Origin of the sequence: Paraburkholderia sp. 31.1 (assembly GCF_014397645.1) — a bacterium.
Taxonomy (GTDB): Bacteria; Pseudomonadota; Gammaproteobacteria; order Burkholderiales; family Burkholderiaceae; genus Paraburkholderia; species Paraburkholderia tuberum.
The window spans coordinates 1-1,658 of sequence record NZ_VZQN01000144.1 but is presented as its reverse complement, the minus strand read 5'-3'; the positions used below and the strand labels follow the sequence as shown (position 1 = coordinate 1,658).

The 1,658-nt window shown below is 60.9% G+C and carries 1 protein-coding gene; it reads right to left on the bottom strand.

What is annotated here, in order from left to right; genetic code table 11:
* Positions 1 to 31: 31 nt before the first annotated feature.
* Positions 32 to 1,584, bottom strand: a protein-coding gene (locus F6X37_RS35655; RefSeq protein ID WP_244168772.1) for an IS3 family transposase whose coding sequence is annotated in 2 segments (ribosomal slippage) — positions 32 to 1,122 and positions 1,122 to 1,584 — 1,554 coding nt in all. Because the reading frame shifts where the segments join, the coding sequence is not laid out codon by codon here.
* Positions 1,585 to 1,658: the final 74 nt, after the last annotated feature.

Here is a 1,658-nt window from a genome sequence, read left to right as displayed (position 1 = left end):
CGGCGGTTGTCAACGTACTTGTCGCGTCACCTCATGCGCACTGCTTTAGTTCTTCCGGTTGCATGCGCTCCGGATTGAGCCAGACTTCATCCTTCAATTTCCAGTTGCGCGTCGATCGGGACCAACGCCGTGGATTGCGCTGCCTGGCCTCCGCATAAACGATCTCACGTTGCGCAAGAACTGCATTCGCCACGCCGTTATGACACTGGGCCGGCGTGACGAATTTCAGGCCGCTGTGTTTGTGCTCATGGTTGTACCAGCGCACGAACTGCTGCGTCCAGGCCCGCGCCTCATCAACGCTGCCGAACGGCTTGCGCGGGTAGTCGGGCCGATACTTGCAGGTCCGGAACAGCGACTCTGCGTACGGGTTGTCGTTACTCACGCGTGGTCGGCTAAACGAGGCCACGACCCCCAGGTTCTCCAGGGTGGCAAGCATCGTCGCACCTTTCATCGGGCTGCCATTATCCGAGTGCAGCACCAGGGGACGTCCTGCCAGGCCCTCTGCCAGACTGGCACGCCGCATCAGCAACGCGGCCAGTTCTGCCGATTCGGCCTCATGCACTTCGTGACCGACAATCTTGCGGCTGAACACGTCCAGCATCATGTACCAGTAGTAATACTGTCCTTTGACCGCCGCAGGTACCCAGGTGATGTCCCACGACCAGACCTGATTGGGCGCCGTCGCGCAATGACTGGTCACTACCCGGGTCGAGGGCTTGCGCGCACGACCACGATGGTGCTGCTGCGAGGCGCTGCGCAGCACGCGGTAAAAGCTCGATTCCGATGCGACATACACGCCGCGATCGGCCAGCCTCGGCACGATCTGGCTGGGCGGCAGACTGGCAAACTCCGCACTATTGGCTACCTCAAGAATCTGTTGCCGTTCAGCCTCACTCAACTGGTTGCCCGGCGGCGGCCGTTCGGTCGTGGTACGACCATCGGCACGTACCGTGTCACCGTCACCGACCCAGCGCTGAAACGTGCGCAGGCTCACGCCCAACTCGTCGCAAGCCTTCTCCAGCCGGCAGCCTGACTGCGCCGCCTCGCGTATCAACGATATACATAACAGGCGATCCGGGACGTTGATCAATCGTCCTCTTTGTCTCCCCAGATCGCCTGGACTTTTTTTCTCAGAATCAGCAGCGCCGCCGCTTCCGCTAGCGCCTTCTCCTTGCGCTGCAATTCCTTCTCGAGCTGCCGGATGCGCTGCTTGTCGTCTTTCGACTGGTGGCGCTGCTCGCGTGCCTGCTCGGTGGCATTCGCGTTGGCTGCCTGGCAGGCCGCTCGCCACGCCGCGATCTGTTCGGGATAGAGTCCTTTGCGCCGGCAGTACTCGGCCAGTTCCGCTGCGTTGAGCGGGGCGGCTTCCAGCACTACTGCAAACTTGTCTTCCGAAGACCATCCCTCGGGATTCTTCCCATCGCCCGGCACGGCCAGCCCTTGTCCTTTCGCCTGTCGGCGCCACGTGTACAACGTCTGTTCGGTAATCCCCGTTTCTCTGGCCAGCGCTGAGACCAACGCGTTTTCCGGCGGCATCATGCGACGCACCAGCGCTTCTTTTCTTTCTGCTGAGTAGGCTTTCATTCACCCTGATTTTACCGCCCCCGGACCATGTCTATAAGATTCAGATAACACGACAAGTAGTCTGACGCCGGGGG